Raw genomic sequence first — 16,985 nt, forward strand, 5'->3', positions numbered from 1 at the left:
CCCCCTCCGGGCGTCGGCCGAAGGTATGAGGTGGGCCGGCGGTCGTCTCGGCTTTTCGGTGGATGTGCGCGAAGTGGTGCGCGGGCGACGCTGGACCCCTCGTCGAAACCGAAGGGGGCGCCACCTTGACCACAGCCACGAACCCGGACGCCGCGCCGGCCGGCGGTGATTCCGCGCCGGTCGTGTCGGACCGCGGTCGACGGGTGGCGTTCCTCGACGTCGCCCGCGCGATCGCGATGATCGGCGTCGTCCTGATGAACGCGACCTACGTCGTCTTCCCGGCGGAGATGGCCGGTGAACGTGAGTCGAGCGTTCTCACGTCGGTCCTGGACACCGGGCTGAACCTGCTCATGTCCGGTAACGCCCGCGCCATGTTGATGGTGCTGCTCGGGGTGGGAGCGGTCCTGGCCTGGGGCTCGGTGGCCCGACGTGGCGGGCGTCCCCTGGTGACCATGCTCCGCCGGTACGTCGCCCTCGGTGTGCTCTTCGGGATCCCGCACCTGCTGGTGTTCAGCGGGGACATCCTCACCCACTACGCGCTCGCCGCGCTGTTCCTCGCCCCGCTGCTGCCGCTGATGACGGCGGGGTCGCAGAACCGGCCGCTGTGGTTCGCGATCGGGGCGTTCCTCCTCTCGCCGGTGTTCGAGCCCTTCATGGGTTCGGGGTTGATCCAGGGCATGGTGATCGGACCGATCCCGCAGACCCTGGGGTTCTTCTGCGTGGGTGTGTGGCTGGCCCGGCGCCCCGAACTCTCCCCGGACTTCACGGGACCGAACCGACTCATCGCGCCGATGATCTGGGGCGGACTGGTCGCACAGGTCCTGGGCATGGCGCTGATGGCCGGCTCCGACCTGCTCTTCCCGAGGGAGTTCGATGCCGACGGCATCCCGGTCCTGGGCCCCGATGGTGTCCCGGTGACCCCGCTGCCGGCCGAGATGATGGTGAACCTCGCGTCCACGCTGACCGGCCTGGGCGGGGGCCTGTTCTACCTGGGACTGGTGTGGTGGCTGTTGGGCCGTAACGGTGCCGTGGCCAAGGCCCTGGGCGCGCTGGCGCCGCTGGGTCGCATGACGCTCACCGTCTACCTGGGCAGCACCGCGGTGTTCCTGCTGATGAAGCCCTTCGAAGGCGAGGTGCCCATGCTCGCGCAGTACGCGCTGGCCACCGGTTACTTCGTGGTGATGGCCCTGGCCGCCCGCTGGTGGCTGAGCCGGCTTCGGTTGGGTCCCCTGGAATGGGTCTGGCGTAGCGTCACCCACCTTCGCCCACAGGAACTGCGCAGGGAGGAGCGGCTCCCGGCGTAGGAGTTCAGCCCCCGGCCACGGAGGGCAGCAGCCGAACGTCGGCGCCCTCGTGGACCGGGGCGTCCAGACCACCCAGTGCCCGGCACTCGTCTTCGTCCACGAAAACGTTCACGTACCGGCGTAGCTCCCCGCGATCGTCCCGGATCCGCCGGTCCAACCCCGGATGGCGGTCGGTCAGCGCGTCCAGCACCCCGCGCAGCACGGCGGCGTCACCGACCTCCAAGGGCACGTGCGCGGCCCCGTCGGCGTCCGCGCGCAACAGCCCCGGCAGGTGTACGGTCACCCGCATCTCACACCTCCGCCGCGCGTACGGACAACACGTCGGGAAGGTGCGCGGTGACCTGGTGCCAGCGATCGGTGTCGTCCGTGGTCGCGTACACGTCGCCGTTGCGGGTGCCGAAGTAGAAGCCGGGCACGTCCGCGCCGTCGGTGCAGGCCGCGTCGCGCAACACGATCCCGAAGTAGGGGTCCTGTGGCAGACCGTCGTCGACCGCCCGCCACGTGGCCCCGGAGTCGTCGGTGCGGTAGGCGCCCAGCCGGTTGTCCGGTGGCAGGTGCACCTCCTGGCTCACCACCGGGAAGTTCCACGCCGACTCCGGACGGTGCGGGTGGGCGACCACGGCGAAACCGAAGTCGGTGGGCAGCCCGGTCTCGATCCGGCTCCATCCCTCGGTGGCGGGCGCGGAGCTGCGGTAGACCCCGTGGTGGTTCTGCGCGTAGAACGAGCCGTCGGAGGCCGCCGCCACCCTGTGCACGCACTGGCCGAACTCGGGTTCCTCGTCCGGGAGGAAACCGGCGGAGATGCCCCGGTTGGTCGGTGCCCAGCTCGCGCCCGAGTCGGCGCTCTGGTAGACACCACCCGTGGACATGGCCACGGTGATGGCCTCGGGTGAGCGTTCGCTGGTACCGAGTGTGCCCGGCAGGATCGTGTGGATCGCTCCGCCACCCGCGCCGGGGAACCATTCCGCCCGGTGGGGGTGCTCCCACAAGGCCCTGACCAGGCTGAAGCTGTCGCCACCGTCGGTGGAGCGGAACAACGCGTGCGGTTCCACGCCGGCGTAGACGGTGTCGGCGTCGTCGGTGAACGCGAACTGCCAGGCGCGGGTGAGTGAGGCCTCGGTGTCCTCGGGGAAGCGGATCGGCGCTTCGGCGGGTTCGGTCCAGGTCGTGCCGAGGTCGTCGCTGTGCCAGACACTGGGCCCGAAATGCCAGCTCTCGGTACCGGCGAGCAGGCGTCCTGAATGCGGGTTGATGCCGACGGAGTACACCGGGCTCATCCCGGCGTCGTTGGCCTCGTCGAGTCGGTGCGGACCGTCCAGCTCCCACGTGCGCCGATCCTCGCTGCGCGCGGTGAACAGCCCCTTGCGTGTGCCTATGAGCAGGAGATATGTCATGTGGAGCTCCGTAGTGTGATGGAGATCTCCACTGTCGCACAGGGCTCCGACAATCCGGAGGTGCCGGCCGGAGGGAGGTCATCGGAAAGTGAAGAACAGGTGTCCGGTACGTGCCGATAGGCGACCGATCGCGCCGTGTGGAGGGTTTCCGGACGTCTCGGAAAGTTAATAGTTAGGATCCCGAACGGTTTACCCTCGATGTTTTATACGAGGTTTCGGGGAGCTCACGGGAAAAGGGCGCCCCTGAGAGGCATAACTTCCGTCAGGGGGGAACCCTTTCCGGGCAGGGGTTCCCCGGTCAGCGGAAGGCGGTTGCCACTCCCATGCCTCTTTGCAATAAAATCCCGGGCCAACCGGTGGTTACCCGAAGCTCCCCCAGGCCCACGGTCGCCGGTCGTATCCCACCACTTCAACAGCCCGGACGATTTCCCGCTCTCTCGGACTCGCGGTTCGTTTCGGGACCACTGTCCCTATGGACGGTCCCGCGTACCAAGAAGCACCGAGTTCCCATCGATAGGGTCGCCTCATGCAACACCCCCCGGACACGCTCCACGCGCGCAAACGACGTAAGGCGCGGGCCACGATCGTGTCAGCCGCCTTCCAACTCTTCTCCGAACACGGATTCGACAACGTGACCGTCGCGGCCATCGCCGAGCGGGCCGAGGTCGGCCGTACCACCTTCTTCCGGTACTTCGGCGACAAGCAGCAGGTCCTCTTCGCCGACGACGCCGCCGAGGTGGACCACATGTGCGCCTATGTTCGGGACAAGTCCGGGCGCTCGCCCGGCACCGACCTCGCCGCGGCGATCGGCCTGATCCGGGAGGCCGGCGCGGTCGCCCGGCCCTACGCGTCACTGTCCCCGGCGCACTCGGCGGTGTTGGTCCGCCTGCTCCGGGAGAGCGTGGACCTGCGTTCCCGTTACCTGCTCACCCGGCAGCAACGGGCGCTCCGTCTCGCCGGAGCCCTGGTCGAGGCGGGAACGGAGGAGAGCACCGCGGTCCTGGCCGCGCACACCGCCATGGCCTGCGAACTGACCGCCATGAAGCTCGCCGACAGCCCGGACGCCTTCCCGCACCGCATGGACGAGGCACACCGGATGCTCCGCACCTTGGGGAGCTGAGCCGCCGGAGGGCCATCGCCTCAGACGTGGTGCCCGCGCACCAGACCGGTGAGCCGACGACCGAAGGACACGACACCACCGGCCGCCATGCCCACGGCGCTCATACCCCGGCCCACCGTGCGCATGGCGGCGTTCACCCGATCCAACGGGTGGTCGGGGACCGGGAACACACCGTGACCGGTACCGGACAACCCGTTCCGACCTGTGGGGCTGGTGGGCGTCGGTCTTCTCGGCCAGGATGGGGCGCTGTGAGCGGCACATACAACACCTCCCATGGCCAGAACCGAGGCGTCCACATCCAGGCGGGCGTGGTCCATGCCTCCATGGACCTCCGACAGAGCACCGCGAAGGCCATCCGGATCGTCCCCCAGCGCGAGACCACTCTCTTTCAGAACCGAAACGACGAACTGGCCGCGCTCGACGCCCACCTCGACCACGCCCTGGAGTCCGAACAGAGCCTGCTGCTCAACCTGGTCGGACCGCCCGGCATCGGCAAGACCACCACCGCGCTCACCTGGATCCTGCGGAACCGCCGCCGTTTCGGCCACGCCCAGCTCGCCGCGGCCTGCGGCGGAGACCCCGGCGAGGGTCAGGGGCGCGGTATCGAGGAACTGTGCGACCAGTACCTGCACGCGGTCGGGGTGGATACCGACGCCCCCGGACTCGGCACCTTCCAGGGCAAGCTCAACCGGTTCCACCAGGAGATCGCCGAACAGCCCGTGGTGGTGCTCCTCGACGACGTGCGCACCGCCGCCCAGGTACAGCCGTTCCTGTCCGACCTGGCGGGCATGGTGGTGGTCGTCACCAGCCGCGAACCCGTGCCCGGGCTGGCCCAACGCCGACCCGTGGTCGTACCCCTGGGCCCCCTCGCGGACGAAGCCGTCGCCGCGCTGCTTCAGGACCTGATCGCAGACGAACGCCCGGCCCGTGAACCCGAGGCCTTCGCCCGGCTGGTCCGACTGTGCGCCGGGGTGCCGCTGCTGGCCGGCCACACCGGTGGACTGCTCAGCGACGAATCCAGGCTCGCCATCGCCGACCTGGTCTCCCGGATGGAGGACGCGGGCCGACTGGCCCACCTGGAGGAGGCCGCCCGGACCGCCACCCGCCCGGCCGCCGTCTTCGACGTGTTCTACCGGGAGCTCGCCTCCGACGCCCGACTGCTGTACCGGGCCCTGGGAGCGCACCCCACCCGGGACTTCGACCGTTGGCTCGCCCGGGCGGTCTTCCCCGGAGACACCGACAAGGGCGACCAGGTCTTGGACGTGCTCCTGCGCCGCGGTCTGGTCAAGGTGGACCGGGCGGGCCGCTACGTCATGGAGGACCTCACCTACGAACACGCGCGGCTGGTCGCCGAGCGCGAGGAGCCGGCCGAACGCCGCGAGGTCCACCGACGCTTCGCCGACTACTACCTGTACGGTGCCGTCGCCGCGGACCGGGTGCGCACCGACCGCTGGCGGGTCAGTGATCTCTACGAGGCACAGGCGCCCTGCTCCCTGCCGGACTTCACAGCCACCAAGCGCGAAGCCGACACGGTGGGCTTCGACGCCTGGCTCGAACGCCGGCGCCACGTCCGTGAACGCAGTGCCCGACAGGCGCCGGGCGTTCCGAGCCCCGACGAGTGGTTCGAGGCGAACATGGACGCCATCCTGGCCTTCGTCCACCGCTCCGGACGGATCTGGCGGGGCACCCGCCCGGCAGCCGGATACGCCGGCGTCATGGCCGAGGCCACCAACGGCTACTTCACCGCCAACGGGCGTGTCGACGAGCGGCTCACCCTGCTGGCCCTGGCCGAACGCGACGCCGAGGGGAACGACGACGCCCTGGCCCGGGTCCTGGCCCAGCGCGGCGAGGCGATGCTCGGGCAGGGACGCCTGGCCGAGGCGCGCACGTACCTGGAACGCTCCTTGGCGGCCGCTCGCGGTCGTGGGGCGGACCCGCGCGGCCAGGGAGCGGCCCTGGAATGGCTGGGGATCCTGGAGCGTCGTGAAGGCGACGCCGGAGCCGCCCGCGCCCTCCTGGAGGAATCGTTGCCGCTACTCGACCACACGCGCCCCAAAGCGCTCGGATTGCACCACATGCACATGGGCGACGTGGCGCTTCTGGCCGAGGAGCCTCGACGGGCCCTGGAGTGCTACCGGACTTCGCTGTCGTTCTTCCGCGAGCACGCCGCCACCCGGAGACGGGACCAGGCCAACGAGGGCAAGCTCCTCGTCAACCAGGCCCGCATCATCGCAGAGGAGCACCCCGACCAGGCGATCGGATTGTTGGAGGAGGCCCTGGACCGTTTCGTGTCCGCCAACCGCGCCTACCAGGTCGGCAAGGTCCTGGAGCGCCTCGGCGACCTCGGTCGGGGATCGGGGGAGCGGTGGGAACGGGCGGTGGAGGTCTTCGAGCTGGTCGGTGCCGCCGCTGCCGCCGGCCGTGTTCGGGACAAGATCGACGGCCGGGCCTGAACGGACCCGGCCGCGCCAGGTCAGTCGAAGAGTTCGTCGGCGTCGGTGATGCGGGACTTGAAGGCCTTGTCCAGCCAGTCATCGAGCCGGCCGATGTCGTCGCACTCCTCGATGCGTCGCCGTGAGTCGAGACTGATGGTCGCCGAGGTGGCTTCCAGGAAACGGATCAGCGTTTCCTGCTTGCCTTCCGCACGGGCTTCTTCGCGGCCTTCTTGACGACCCTCTTCACGGCCTTGGCCGACGTACTTGCGGGCGAAGTCGCTCTGCCACTCGTAGGTACCGGTCGCCATCAGGTCCTCCCACATTTTCCGTGCCGCAGCGTTCAGCTTCGACTCTGGAGCAGGCGTACCTGGAGCTCGTGTTCGAATCCGGGCATGACAGGAAACTACAGAAAGTGACCGGCCCGTGTCCGGTAAAACGGAGAACTCAGCCCTTGGCCGTCTCGAAGGGGATCGTGAGGGTTCGTTCCTCGGAAACTCGCAGGTGGAGCGGGGTGAGGGCGGCGAGCATCTTCGGAGCGGGTGCGTGGCCGGAGGTGACCAGACGTTCGGCGAGCACACCGGTGACCAGGCCGGGGTCGTCGACGGGGCCGGTGAAGCGAACCCGCAGGAGCGACCCGTCGCGAGTGCGCAGGCGGACCTCTTCGGCCGAGTACACGGTGGTGAGCAGGGCGCCGGGCCGGTGCGCGAACACCGTCTCGGACCACAGGCGTTCGTCGGCGGGCAACGCGTCCTCGGCGATGGTGAGGACGTCGGCCGCCGCGGCGAGTCGGTGGTCCATCTCGGCGTCGGAGCAGATGAGGACACCACCGGGTTCCGGTGCGGGGCCGCGATACACGGCCAGGCCGTCGTCGGTAGGCCGTACCCGGACCCAGAGGGAGGTCGGCTCCGGGCTCTGGACCTCGGGCTCCGGTGGGGCCAGGAGGCGTGGCCGGCCGGGTGGGGGAGCGGCGCCCATGAGGCGGTAGGCCTCGGCGCGGATGAGGTCGAGGGCCCGACCCGGGGCGGAACTCACCCAGGTGAGGGCGGTCTCGTGGGTGAGTTCGCGTAGTTTCTCGGCCTGCTTGAACTGGGGCACGAGGGTGGCGTGGGGATCGAGCGGGTGGGCGACCTCGTAGAGCCGTCCCAGAGCGGAGTCCGGGTCGACGGAGTCCCGGCCGTCGGCGCTGAGGAGGACGGGCCGGCCGAGGGCGGCGGCGTAGACGCTCACGGATCCGTGGTCGGAGAGCACGAGGTCGGCGGCGATGACGGCGGCCCGCCAGCCCTCGTGGGGTGGGATCAGGAGGAGGCCGGAACGGAGGGCCTCGTCCTGCCAGATTCTGATCTGGCGCGGCCCGTGGGAGGACCAGACGTTCGGGTGCAGGACGAGCGCGACCCGGTAGTGGTCGTAGGGAAGCCGGGCGAGCAATTCGGTGATGACGCCCGGGTGGCTTCCGTAGAGGGATTCGTCGTTCCAAGTGGAATTGACGGTGATGAGTTTCTGGCCGTGGCGTAGGCCGAGGGCCTTTCGGTAGGTGAGTCGGTGGGGCACTCCGGCGAGCAGCCGGTCGTAGCAGGGATCACCGGAGAGGAAGGCGAGCGGGAGCGCGTCGGGGCAGCCTTGGGCGAGGCGGTCGAACTGTTCGCCGTGCGAGAGGGCGATGGAGCTGGGGACCAGCCGTCCCTGGTGTTTGAGGGTGTCGTCGGAGAGCCCGAAGACCTCCTGACTCCTGACTCCTGACTCCTGACTCCTGACTCCTGACTCCTGACTCCTGACTCCTGACTCCTGACTCCTGCGACCATTTTTTATTATAACCGTTGCCATGGGGAATGCGCAGGATTTTTGTTTTTAATTCATGAAGGTCGTCCCCGAGGCTCGCGGTGATCGCGAGATCGAATTCCGTTTCCTTCGCCTTTTCCCAGGAGATGTGCCGGATCTGCGTTTCTCGGAGGTATTCGTCGAGACCGTTGGCGAAGACACCGCCGGTGGTCCGGGTGCAGTAGAGCTGCACGCGCGGGTCGTACAGGGCCGGAAGCACGTCGGCGATGCGGGTGGCGGCGGTGAGGCTGTGGATCACCAGGAGAACGTGCAGGTCGGCGCGGGCGGTGCGCCACGCGGGGGTGAGGGCGAGGGGTCTGCCGGCGGGGGTGTCGTCCTTGGCGGTCACAAGTCGCAGAGCCTACCGGGCGCGAGTGGGGTGACACCAAGTACCGGGTCGAGGGGTCTGGATTTATTAGGACGTCCAACTATATGGTGGCCCCACCGCGGAGCGGGGAAGCCGGTGCGAGTCCGGCGCGGTCCCGCCACTGTGACCGGGGGAACTCCTCGGAAGTCAGGTCACCGCCCGCGGCCAAGGAACCGTGTGATCCACGAGGATGGAGCGAACACGTATGGTCAGCGAGCTGACGCATTTCGTGCAGGGCGAGAAGGTCCACGGCCGGTCGGGCGTCTTCGGCGACGTCTACGATCCCAACACCGGAAGGGTCCAGGCGCGGGTGCCGCTCGCGGACCGGACCGAGACCGAGCAGATCATCACCGACGCCGAGCGGGCACAGGTCGAATGGGGTTCCTGGAGCCCGCAGCGCAGGGCCCGGGTCCTGCTCCGCTTCCTGCAACTGGTCGAGGACGAGCGGGCGAACATCGCCAAGGCCCTGTCCGCCGAACACGGCAAGACCATCGCCGACGCCCACGGTGACCTGCAACGGGGCCTGGAAGTGGTGGAGTTCGCCGCCGGCATTCCGCACCTGTCCAAGGGCGAGTTCACCGACAACGCCGGCACCGGCATCGACGTGCACTCCCTGCGCCAACCCCTGGGCGTGGTCGCGGGCATCACCCCGTTCAACTTCCCCGCCATGATCCCGCTGTGGAAGGCCGCGCCCGCGCTGGCCTGCGGTAACGCCTTCGTGCTCAAACCGTCCGAGCGCGACCCCTCCGTGCCGTTGATGTTGGCGGAACTGTTCGTCGAGGCCGGGCTGCCCCCGGGTGTGTTCAACGTGGTCAACGGTGGCAAGGAGGCCGTGGACACCCTGCTCACCGACCCGCGGATCGCCGCCGTCGGGTTCGTGGGCTCCACCCCCATCGCGCAATACGTGTACTCCACGGCCACCGCCCACGGTAAGCGCGCCCAGTGCTTCGGCGGCGCCAAGAACCACATGATCGTCATGCCCGACGCCGACCTGGACCAGGTCACGGATGCCCTGATCGGAGCCGGATACGGGTCGGCCGGTGAACGCTGCATGGCGATCTCCGTCGCGGTCCCGGTGGGTGAGGAGACCGCCGACGCGCTGGTCGCCAAGCTCAAGGACCGCATCGCGGGGCTCCGGGTGGGTGCCTCCGACGACCCCGACGCGGACTTCGGCCCGTTGGTCTCGCGGGAAGCCCTCCAACGGGTCGACGAATACGTCGCGTTGGGCGTGGAGGAGGGTGCCGACCTGGTCGTGGACGGTCGCGGCCACACCGTGCCCGGCCACGAGGAGGGCTTCTTCGCCGGTCCGTCGCTGTTCGACCGGGTCACCCCCGACATGCGGATCCACCAGGAGGAGATCTTCGGACCCGTGCTGTCGGTGGTGCGCGCCGCCGACTACGAGGAGGCCCTGCGTCTGCCCAGCGAACACGAGTACGGCAACGGAGTCGCCATCTTCACCCGTGACGGGGACACCGCTCGTGACTTCTCGCACCGGGTGAACACCGGAATGGTCGGCGTGAACGTGCCCATCCCGGTGCCGATCGCCTACCACACCTTCGGTGGCTGGAAGCGGTCCGGCTTCGGCGACCTCAACCAGCACGGACCGGACTCGATCCGTTTCTACACCCGGACCAAGACGGTCACCTCGCGTTGGCCCTCCGGGGTCAAGGAGGGCGCGGAGTTCACGATTCCGGTCGTGCGATGAACGCCGCCCTCACCGACGAACAGCGCGCCCTCACCGAGACCGCCCGCGCGTTCGCCGACGAACACCTCGCACCGCACGCCGTCGAGTGGGACCAGGCCAGGCACTTTCCCGTCGACGTGCTCCGCAAGGCCGCCGAACTCGGTATGGGCGGTCTCTACGTCTCCGAGGAGTTCGGGGGCACCGGCTTGACCAGGATGGACGGTGTCCTCGCCTTCGAGGCGCTGGCCACCGGCTGTCCGTCCGTGGCCGGGTACCTGTCGATCCACAACATGGTCGCCTGGATGATCGACCGCTACGGCGACGACGCCCAGCGCGTCCGGTGGCTGCCGAACCTGTGCACCATGCAGGCCCTGGGCAGCTACTGCCTGACCGAACCCGAAGCCGGTTCCGACGCCGCGTCCCTCACCACCCGGGCGGTCCGCGACGGCGACCACTACGTTCTGTCCGGCACCAAACAGTTCATCTCCGGGGCGGGCGCCTCCGAGGTGTACGTGGTCATGGCCCGCACCGGCGGCAACGGGGCCACCGGCGTCTCCGCGTTCATCGTGCACCGCGACGACCCCGGGCTGTCCTTCGGGGCCGACGAGGCGAAGATGGGCTGGAACGCCCAACCCACCCGACAGGTCCTCTTGGACGGGGTTCGCCTGCCCGCCGACCGGAGGTTGGGCGCGGAGGGCGACGGGTTCCGTATCGCCATGAACGGCCTCAACGGCGGCCGTCTCGGCATCGCCGCCTGCTCACTGGGCGGCGCCCGGCGAGCCCTGGAGGACACCGTGTCCTATCTGGGTGACCGTGAGGCCTTCGGGGTCCCCCTCATCAACGCCCAGGCGCTGCGTTTCCGGTTGGCGGAGATGGCCACCGAACTGGAGGCCGCGCGCTCCCTGCTGTGGCGGGCCGCCGCGGCTCTGGACGCCGGTGACGCCGACGCCGCGCACCTGTGCGCCATGGCCAAGCGGTTCGCCACGGAGGCCGGCTACACCGTCGCCGACCACGCCCTCCAATTGCACGGGGGGTACGGCTACCTCGCCGAATACGGAATTGAGAAGATCGTGCGCGACCTGAGGGTGCACCGAATCCTGGAAGGAACCAACGAGATCATGAGCCTGATCATCGCTCGCGGACTGACCGGGGCCGCCTGATGTCCAACGCCATTGAAGACACGGTGCTCCTGCGCGTCGACAAGGGGCTGGCCCACGCCACCCTCAACCGGCCACGCGCCATCAACGCCCTCGACCACGACATGGTCCGGACGCTCGCCGACACACTCGACTCCTGGGAGAAGGACGAGTCCGTCTCCGTGGTGCTCGTCGACGGCGCCGGCGACCGCGGCCTGTGCGCGGGCGGCGACATCCGCGCCATCCGCTCCAGCGCCATCGACGGCGACGACGGAGCCGCCCGCTTCTGGCGGGACGAGTACCACCTCAACGCCCACATCGCCCACTACACCAAGCCCTACGTCGCCTTCATGGACGGCGTCGTCATGGGCGGCGGTGTCGGGGTGTCCGCGCATGGCGGAGTCCGTGTGGTCACCGAGCGCTCCAAGGTGGGCATGCCGGAGACCACCATCGGGTTCGTCCCGGACGTGGGCGGCACCTTCCTGTTGTCGCGGGCGCCGGGGGAGACCGGTACCCACCTGGCGCTGACCGGCACGCCGATCGGGGCCGCCGACGCCCTGTACGTCGGCCTGGCCGACCACTTCGTGCCCTCCGAACGGCTGCCCGAGCTGACCGCCACGCTCGCCGGCCCGGACTCACAGAGCGCGGTCACCGAGGCGGTGGGTCGGTTCGCGGAGATCGCCCCGGCGGGCACCCTCGCCGACCGCCGCTCGTGGATCGACTCCTGCTACTCCGCCGACACCGCCGAGGAGATCGTCGAACGGCTGCGCGCCCACGGGGACCCTGAGGCGGCCAAGGCGGCCGACACCATCGAGGGCAAGTCGCCGACCTCGGTGAAGACCACCCTGTCCGCGCTGCGCCGCGCCCGGGCCCTGGGCTCGCTGGAGGAGGTCCTGGAACAGGAGTACCGGGTCTCCTGCGCCACGCTGACCTGGCCGGACCTGGTGGAGGGCATCCGGGCGCAGGTCATCGACAAGGACCGTTCGCCGAAGTGGTCCCCGGCCACTCTGGCGGAGGTCGACGCGGCCGTCGTCGAGTCGGCGTTCGCGCCCGCGCCGGACGGTCCACTCGGTCTGAAGGACCCCGGAGGCCGCGTATGAGCGCCGTCGCCTTCGTGGGACTGGGCAACATGGGCGGCCCGATGGCCGCCAACCTGGTGGCCGCCGGGCACGAGGTGATCGGGTTCGACCTGGTCCCCGACGCCCTGACCCGTGCCGAGCGGAGCGGGGTCCGGGTCGCCTCATCGGCCGCCGAGGCGGTGTCCAGGGTCGACGTGGTCATCACGATGCTGCCGGGCGGGCGCCACCTGCTCGACGCCTACCGAGGCACCGAAGGGGCCGACGGTGGGCTGCTGGCCGCCGCCCGCCCCGGCACGCTCTTCGTGGACTGCTCCACGGTGGACGTCGCCGACGCCCGTGCGGCCAACGCGGCCGCCGTCGAGGCGGGGCATCGGGCCGTGGACGCCCCCGTCTCCGGGGGCGTGTCCGGTGCCGAGGCCGGGACCCTCACGTTCATGGTGGGGGCCGAGGCGGAGGACCTGCCCGGTGCCGAACCGTTGCTGTCGGCGATGGCCGGGCGGGTCGTGCACTGCGGCGGCCCCGGTGGCGGCCAGGCCGCGAAGATCTGCAACAACATGGTCCTGGGCGCGTCCATGCTCGCGGTGAGCGAGGCGTTCGTGCTGGGGGAACGTCTGGGCCTGACCCACCAGGCGTTGTACGACGTCATGTCCACCGCGTCCGGACAGTGCTGGTCGCTGACCACCTACTGTCCGGTTCCCGGTCCGGTGCCCACCAGTCCGGCCAACAACGACTACGAGCCGGGGTTCGCGGCCACGCTCATGGCCAAGGACCTGGGGCTGGCCATGAGCGCGTTGGAACAGACCGGGGTGGACGCGCGGATCGGCGGTCGGGCCGCCGAGGTCTATCGTGCCTTCGCCGACGCCTTGGACGGTGAGCCGAGGGACTTCTCCGCCATCGTGGAGACCGTGCGCGAACGGTCGCGGCCGGAGACATAGGCGAAAGGCGCCCCGCCGCCCACGTGGACTCGACGTGGGTGGCGGGACGCCTCTCCTTTCCGTTCCGTCCCTGGTCAGAACGGGGTGAGGGTGATCTCCAGGCCGGTGGCTCCGTGATCTTGGACGTAGGACGCGAAGTCCTCCACGTCGTCGAAGGCGAACCCGTACGCCTTGCCGTCCTCGGTGTGCTCGTGGAAGACGGCGGCGTAGTGGTTGGCGATCTCGTTCAGGTAGAACTCGGCCGGGTCGTTCGTGGGCTGCTGGGCGGAGTCCAGCAGGGTGGAACGGTTGAGCGCGGCACCGACGATGGCGGCGACCGGTCCGGTGATCCCGTCGTTGGGGGCGGCCAGGGCGCCGTCGCAGAACAGCACGTCCCGGGTGCTGGGCCTGGCGATGGGCGAGACCCCGCCGTCGAACAGCAGCTCGTCGCCCTCCACCCGCCCGGTGAAGGTGCCGGCGTTGGTGGTCACGCTCAGGTCCGTGCCCGCGTAGTGCGACCACACCTGGTCGATGTAGGGATCGAAGTAATCGGTCGGGAAGTGACCGCTGTCCAGACCGTGCCCCGGAGCGATGATGCGGTCCTCGAAGACCAGCGGGGAGAATTCCGGGTCGGCGGCGAGCGTCTCGAAGATCGCGTCGCGACCACCGGGCAGGAGGAACCCGGTGCTCTGGTCGTCGTCACCGGTCAGACGGATGCCGATCGGCACGCTGAACTGGTCCACCATCGAGGTGTTGCAGAACATCCCGTCCTCGTTGTGGGTGAACTCCACGGTGTCGTGCAGGACGTCGAAGGAGTCGTCCTCCTCGACCCAGCCGGCGGGCAGTTGGAGGGCGGGGTTTCCGTTGCCGTCCTCCACGATGCGGATGCCGAGCTTGCCGCCCAGGGCCAGGTAGATCCGGCCGGACATGTACGGGAGCGTCATGTCGGCGGGGAGGGCGCCCAGGGGGATCGAGTAGTCCGTGAAGCCGTCGTCGGTGTTGTCGTCGAGGCTGACGGGGTGGGGCGTGCCGGAGGAGTCGACCCAGCAGTGCTGGTCGGTCGTCAGGTCTGTGCCGACGATGTACAGGAGGACCTCGTCGTCTCCGTATCGACCGCTGTTGTTGGTCACGCTGACCGGGAGCGCTCCCACATTGGAGGCGTTGTTGACCGGTCTGGCCGCCTGGGGCTGTCCGGCGCAGCCGACGGTGCTCAGCAGGGGAGTGGCGGCGGCGATCGACGCCCCGCCCAGGAAGAGCCTGCGATTGATCATGAGTCGTACTTCTCCTCAGTAGCGGGTTGAAGAGGTGGACCCATGGAGCCAGGGGAGGCGAGTGCGCGTCAATGGGTGGAGTGCGGTCGTTCGGGTGGTGTGCGCGTTACCAATGGTGACGAGGGTGGTGTGTGACGTAGATCACGTTGGCAGGCGCCTCGTGAACTCCAACAAGGAGACGCCTTCTGAGACATGGTTCCCCGCGAGACCGAGTCCCGCCTGTTCAGCGAGGTGCACCAGTGCCGAGGTGTCCCGCTCCCGGCCGTTGAAGTAGGCGAGCATACGAAGGTCGAGTTCGCTCACCTCGTCCCCGCCCGTGTACTCGGCGACCAGGACCCGACCGTCCGCCCCCGTCACCTCCGCGCAGCGGCGCAGGATCCGCACGGCCGAAGCGTCGTCCCAGTCGTGCAGGATCCAGCACAGCAGGTAGGCGTCCCCGCCCTCGGGCAGGGGATCGAAGAAGCTGCCCTGGACCGCGTCGGCCCGCCCGTCCAGACCGGCCGCACGGAAGTTCGCGCGGGCGGCCTCGGCAGGGCCGGCCAGGTCCAGGACGGTCCCGCGAGGGCGAGGGAAACGCTCCATCAGGGTGCGCAGCAGGGTGCCGTCCCCACCACCGACGTCCACCAGATGGTCCAAGGCGTTCCACTCGAACATGCCGGCCAGGGTGTGGGCCTTCTCCACCATGCGGGTCCCCATCAGCTCGTCGAAGGAGCGGGACCGCGCCGGATCGGCGGACAGGTCGGACCAGAAGTCCGACCCCTCGAAGTGCAGTGAGTAGGCGCTCCTGCCCGTGCGCAGTGCTTCGGCCAGCTCGGACAGACACTCGTCGGCCCGTCCGTGCGCGCCGTCCCCCGCGAACCAGCCGAGCCGCGAGTACGGGTGGTCCGCGCGCAGGGCCGAGCCCACCTCGGTGAGGGCGAAACGGTCGCCCTTCAGGTCGAACAGCCCCCGCCGGGCCAGGTACCGCAGTACCCGGTCCAGACCGTCCGGATCGGCGCCCACCTTCACGCCGAGCTCCTCCGCGGTGCGGGGTCCCTCGGCCAGGTGGTCGGCGACCCGCAGCGTGGCCACGGCCCGGATCGCCATCGGAGTCACCGGACTGGCCAGGTCCCAGAGCCGCCCGGCCGCCTCCCGCGCCGCCTCGGTGCCCTCTCGTCCCTCACCCATCGGTACCTCCTCGTGATGCCGCTGCGACTCTCCGGGGAGGCTATCCGGCGGCCCCGGCCCGTGGCGGACTACCGGCGAAGGGTGACCGTTTCCGGTCAATACTCGTGATCCCGACGGTCCCCCCTGGAGACCCGGTACGCGACCCCGCACACACCGTCGGTCAGCCGGCGAGACGCCGCGCGGGCAGCGGCACCGGGCGGCGATCACGACCCGTGTAGCTGCTCAGCGGACGGATGAGCGCGTTCGCCGCCTGTTGCTCCAGGACGTGCGCCGTCCACCCGGTGATCCGGGCCATCACGAACAGCGGCGTGAAGGTCGGGACCTCGAAGCCCATCAGGTGGTAGGCCGGGCCCGCCGGATAGTCCAGGTTCGGATGGATGCCCTTGCGTTCCACCATCGCCTTCTCCAGGGCCTCGTACAGCTCCATGAGCTCGTCGGCACCCTTGAGCGCGGCCATCTTGTCCAGTGCGTCGCGCATGGTGGGAACCCGGGAATCCCCGTGCTTGTACACGCGGTGCCCGAAACCCATGATCTTGCGCTTCTCGGCCAAGGCGGTGTCGAGCCAGTCGGCGGCGCGGTCCGCGGAACCGATCTCGTCGAGCATGTGCATGACGGCCTCGTTGGCACCCCCGTGCAGGGACCCCTTCAACGCGCCGATCGCCGCCGTCACCGAACTGTAGATGTCCGACAGCGTCGACGTCACCACCCGGGCGGTGAACGTGGAGGCGTTGAAGCTGTGCTCGGCGTAGAGGATCATCGAGACCTCGAAGCAGCGCACCACCTCGGCCTCGGGCACCTTCCCGAAGCACATGTGGAAGAAGTTCTCCGCGTAGCCCAGCCCCGCATCCGGCTGGATCGGCTCCAGACCCCGGCGTCGTCGATGGTCGGCGGCCACGACCGTGGGCAGCTTGGCCAGCATCGTCTCGGCCTTGACCCGGTTGGCGGCGACCGAGCCGTCGTCCTCCGTGGGGTCGTCCGCGCCCAGGTAGCTGATGGCGGTGCGCAGCACGTCCATGGGGTGCGCGGTCTCGGGCAGCTTCCGCAGCAGCTCCAGCGTGTGCCGGTCCAGGGCGCGGTTGGCGCGCTCACGCGCGGTGAACTCGCGCAGCTGCCCGGCCGTGGGCAGCTCCCCGTACCAGAGCAGGTGGGCGACCTCCTCGAAGGTGCACGAGTCGGCCAGATCCTGCACCGGGTACCCCCGATAGGTCAACGAGTTGGAGGCCTCGTCGACCATGGAGATCTCGGTGGTGTCGACCACCACCCCGGCCAGTCCCTTGCGAATCGCCGTGTCGGTCATGC

15 protein-coding genes and 1 riboswitch are annotated in these 16,985 nt (G+C 69.5%); of the genes, 7 read left to right on the plus strand and 8 right to left on the minus strand.

All coding sequences use genetic code 11. From position 1 onward, the window contains the following. Positions 1-125: 125 nt before the first annotated feature. Entirely contained in the window at positions 126-1,304 is a 1,179-nt protein-coding gene (locus ACWGSK_RS18015) for a DUF418 domain-containing protein (RefSeq protein WP_452456295.1), read from the plus strand. Positions 1,305-1,308: 4 nt separating this feature from the next. Here the strand turns inward: ACWGSK_RS18015 and ACWGSK_RS18020 are convergent, their stop codons facing one another. Beyond that, positions 1,309-1,593, minus strand: a complete 285-nt coding sequence (locus ACWGSK_RS18020; RefSeq protein ID WP_452456296.1) for a MoaD/ThiS family protein — start codon at positions 1,591-1,593, stop codon at positions 1,309-1,311. 1 nt (position 1,594) lies between these two features. Then, positions 1,595-2,698, minus strand: coding sequence for a WD40/YVTN/BNR-like repeat-containing protein (locus tag ACWGSK_RS18025; protein WP_452456297.1), 1,104 nt, complete (start codon positions 2,696-2,698; stop codon positions 1,595-1,597). A gap of 526 nt (positions 2,699-3,224) precedes the next feature. Between ACWGSK_RS18025 and ACWGSK_RS18030 the strand changes: the two genes are divergently transcribed. Continuing rightward, positions 3,225-3,818 carry a TetR/AcrR family transcriptional regulator gene (locus ACWGSK_RS18030; protein WP_358507101.1) on the plus strand — a complete coding sequence of 198 codons (594 nt, stop codon included), beginning with the start codon at positions 3,225-3,227 and terminating at the stop codon, positions 3,816-3,818. A gap of 20 nt (positions 3,819-3,838) precedes the next feature. Here the strand turns inward: ACWGSK_RS18030 and ACWGSK_RS18035 are convergent, their stop codons facing one another. Beyond that, positions 3,839-4,009 (minus strand): hypothetical protein, encoded by a 171-nt coding sequence (locus tag ACWGSK_RS18035; protein WP_358507099.1) that lies wholly within the window; start codon positions 4,007-4,009, stop codon positions 3,839-3,841. 57 nt (positions 4,010-4,066) lie between these two features. Here ACWGSK_RS18035 and ACWGSK_RS18040 point away from each other — a divergent pair, with 57 nt between their 5' ends. Beyond that, the gene (locus ACWGSK_RS18040; protein WP_452456298.1) at positions 4,067-6,271 is read left to right on the plus strand and encodes a hypothetical protein; all 2,205 of its coding nucleotides are present in this window, start codon (positions 4,067-4,069) and stop codon (positions 6,269-6,271) included. A 20-nt stretch (positions 6,272-6,291) separates the two neighbouring features. On the opposite strand, the gene ACWGSK_RS18045 is transcribed toward ACWGSK_RS18040, so the two are convergent. Both ACWGSK_RS18045 and ACWGSK_RS18050 read right to left on the minus strand, forming a co-directional pair. Then, positions 6,292-6,561: a hypothetical protein gene (locus tag ACWGSK_RS18045; protein ID WP_358507095.1), complete on the minus strand. Its 270-nt coding sequence runs from the start codon at positions 6,559-6,561 to the stop codon at positions 6,292-6,294. A 136-nt stretch (positions 6,562-6,697) separates the two neighbouring features. Beyond that, positions 6,698-8,074, minus strand: coding sequence for a hypothetical protein (locus tag ACWGSK_RS18050; protein WP_452456299.1), 1,377 nt, complete (start codon positions 8,072-8,074; stop codon positions 6,698-6,700). A 418-nt stretch (positions 8,075-8,492) separates the two neighbouring features. Next, positions 8,493-8,643: riboswitch (adenosylcobalamin (AdoCbl) riboswitch) on the plus strand. Between ACWGSK_RS18050 and ACWGSK_RS18055 the strand changes: the two genes are divergently transcribed. The 4 genes from ACWGSK_RS18055 (at position 8,641) to mmsB (ending at position 13,269) form a co-directional block, all read left to right on the plus strand. Continuing rightward, positions 8,641-10,140 (plus strand): CoA-acylating methylmalonate-semialdehyde dehydrogenase, encoded by a 1,500-nt coding sequence (locus ACWGSK_RS18055; RefSeq protein ID WP_358507091.1) that lies wholly within the window; start codon positions 8,641-8,643, stop codon positions 10,138-10,140. Its footprint overlaps the riboswitch before it by 3 nt. Continuing rightward, on the plus strand, positions 10,137-11,279 hold the full coding sequence (locus ACWGSK_RS18060; protein WP_452456300.1) for an acyl-CoA dehydrogenase family protein: 1,143 nt from the start codon (positions 10,137-10,139) through the stop codon (positions 11,277-11,279). The genes ACWGSK_RS18055 and ACWGSK_RS18060 overlap by 4 nt, the downstream gene beginning before the upstream one ends. Next, positions 11,279-12,355 (plus strand): enoyl-CoA hydratase/isomerase family protein, encoded by a 1,077-nt coding sequence (locus tag ACWGSK_RS18065; protein ID WP_452456301.1) that lies wholly within the window; start codon positions 11,279-11,281, stop codon positions 12,353-12,355. The genes ACWGSK_RS18060 and ACWGSK_RS18065 overlap by 1 nt, the downstream gene beginning before the upstream one ends. Then, the gene (mmsB, locus tag ACWGSK_RS18070; protein WP_452456302.1) at positions 12,352-13,269 is read left to right on the plus strand and encodes a 3-hydroxyisobutyrate dehydrogenase; all 918 of its coding nucleotides are present in this window, start codon (positions 12,352-12,354) and stop codon (positions 13,267-13,269) included. The genes ACWGSK_RS18065 and mmsB overlap by 4 nt, the downstream gene beginning before the upstream one ends. Before the next feature lie 74 nt (positions 13,270-13,343). Here mmsB and ACWGSK_RS18075 read toward each other — a convergent pair whose 3' ends face one another. The 3 genes from ACWGSK_RS18075 to ACWGSK_RS18085 all read right to left on the minus strand — a co-directional run bounded on the left by ACWGSK_RS18075 (position 13,344) and on the right by ACWGSK_RS18085 (position 16,983). Further along, positions 13,344-14,519, minus strand: a complete 1,176-nt coding sequence (locus tag ACWGSK_RS18075) for a beta-1,3-glucanase family protein (RefSeq protein WP_452456303.1) — start codon at positions 14,517-14,519, stop codon at positions 13,344-13,346. Between the two features lie 141 nt (positions 14,520-14,660). Beyond that, positions 14,661-15,686 carry a methyltransferase gene (locus tag ACWGSK_RS18080; RefSeq protein ID WP_358507082.1) on the minus strand — a complete coding sequence of 342 codons (1,026 nt, stop codon included), beginning with the start codon at positions 15,684-15,686 and terminating at the stop codon, positions 14,661-14,663. Positions 15,687-15,846: 160 nt separating this feature from the next. After that, positions 15,847-16,983, minus strand: a complete 1,137-nt coding sequence (locus ACWGSK_RS18085) for a bifunctional 2-methylcitrate synthase/citrate synthase (protein WP_358507080.1) — start codon at positions 16,981-16,983, stop codon at positions 15,847-15,849. Positions 16,984-16,985: the final 2 nt, after the last annotated feature.

It is taken from the genome of Nocardiopsis sp. NPDC055551, from assembly GCF_053619415.1.

Excerpts from the sequence above, each read along its gene's own strand:
- ACWGSK_RS18020 (WP_452456296.1), bottom strand. The coding sequence starts at position 1,593 with ATGCGGGTGACCGTACACCTGCCGGGGCTGTTGCGCGCGGACGCCGAC.
- ACWGSK_RS18025 (WP_452456297.1), bottom strand. The coding sequence starts at position 2,698 with ATGACATATCTCCTGCTCATAGGCACACGCAAGGGGCTGTTCACCGCG.
- ACWGSK_RS18030 (WP_358507101.1), top strand. The coding sequence starts at position 3,225 with ATGCAACACCCCCCGGACACGCTCCACGCGCGCAAACGACGTAAGGCG.
- ACWGSK_RS18045 (WP_358507095.1), bottom strand. The coding sequence starts at position 6,561 with ATGGCGACCGGTACCTACGAGTGGCAGAGCGACTTCGCCCGCAAGTAC.
- ACWGSK_RS18050 (WP_452456299.1), bottom strand. The coding sequence starts at position 8,074 with ATGGCAACGGTTATAATAAAAAATGGTCGCAGGAGTCAGGAGTCAGGA.
- ACWGSK_RS18055 (WP_358507091.1), top strand. The coding sequence starts at position 8,641 with ATGGTCAGCGAGCTGACGCATTTCGTGCAGGGCGAGAAGGTCCACGGC.
- ACWGSK_RS18060 (WP_452456300.1), top strand. The coding sequence starts at position 10,137 with ATGAACGCCGCCCTCACCGACGAACAGCGCGCCCTCACCGAGACCGCC.
- ACWGSK_RS18065 (WP_452456301.1), top strand. The coding sequence starts at position 11,279 with ATGTCCAACGCCATTGAAGACACGGTGCTCCTGCGCGTCGACAAGGGG.
- mmsB (WP_452456302.1), top strand. The coding sequence starts at position 12,352 with ATGAGCGCCGTCGCCTTCGTGGGACTGGGCAACATGGGCGGCCCGATG.
- ACWGSK_RS18075 (WP_452456303.1), bottom strand. The coding sequence starts at position 14,519 with ATGATCAATCGCAGGCTCTTCCTGGGCGGGGCGTCGATCGCCGCCGCC.
- ACWGSK_RS18080 (WP_358507082.1), bottom strand. The coding sequence starts at position 15,686 with ATGGGTGAGGGACGAGAGGGCACCGAGGCGGCGCGGGAGGCGGCCGGG.
- ACWGSK_RS18085 (WP_358507080.1), bottom strand. The coding sequence starts at position 16,983 with ATGACCGACACGGCGATTCGCAAGGGACTGGCCGGGGTGGTGGTCGAC.